The sequence below is a fragment of the Fulvivirga lutimaris genome, from assembly GCF_009711525.1.
Classification (GTDB): Bacteria; Bacteroidota; Bacteroidia; order Cytophagales; family Cyclobacteriaceae; genus Fulvivirga; species Fulvivirga lutimaris.
On record NZ_SMLV01000059.1, the window covers coordinates 1 to 940 of the forward strand.

The 940-nt window shown below is 31.6% G+C and carries 1 pseudogene; it reads right to left on the reverse strand.

Annotated elements, in window-relative coordinates:
* A pseudogene (locus E1140_RS00170) lies at positions 1–908 on the reverse strand (hypothetical protein); the annotation flags it as partial.
* Positions 909–940 lie beyond the last annotated feature (32 nt).

Here is a 940-nt window from a genome sequence, read left to right on the forward strand (position 1 = left end):
TCAAGTATTTTGAAATTTTTGACATAATCAGGGTACCTATTTTTCTTAATCTCGTTTCTAAGATTGGGGATAAAATTTGATTCTTCATTGAAGTTATTAAGCTCAAATATGACAACGTTTATTCGATCAAATTGCAAATTACTGCTAATCAAAGAATTAAGAAAGAGTTCACATTCTTTTTCTCTATTGTCCAGGTAATTATCTTCAGGCTTGACCTTATCCTTTATATATTGCTTTAAGATTTGGGAGGTGTATTTACCAAAATAATACTTCTTATTACTTGCAACCTGATTAACGGTACTTTGATATACCTCCTCCGGAGAGATGGGTAAAGAGTTATTATTGTCATAATATTTTTTATTTTCCTCGTAATCGTTAGGGTGATACTGGATGATAAGAGTTTTGACACTATCTAGCTTAACTCTATTTAGTATCATCATTTCTCTTACAGTACCGTATGAACTTACTGCAGAGTTTAATAAAACTCTTCCTGTCTGTTTCTCTAATTGAGATGGAAATGCCTCTTCATTATCAACACCCCATCCCATGGTAAAGGAGTCTCCAGTAGTAATGATTTCTGGAAATTCAAGTGATTGCATATCGTCACGTACTCCAATTTCATTAACGTTAAATTGATTATTGAACTCTCTATTTTTAAACTGACAAGTGCCGGGACGTAAGGTATAAAACAAATTAGAATCATATTTACCACATTCAGGTACAACTTGTATGGTAGATCTATCGTTCTCTCGATAGAAATTTCTAAAGGAGGTTACAAATGATTTTGGTATTTTTGCAGGGTTATTTAATAGATGCTTTATTAAAAGCTCTGAAAAACATAGTAGAATGAGTACAACTATAAGGTTGTAGAGAATAAATTTTATGTTGTCAACAATCTTTTTGGTCATGGTACGGATTAATGTAAGTTATTTTGTAACAT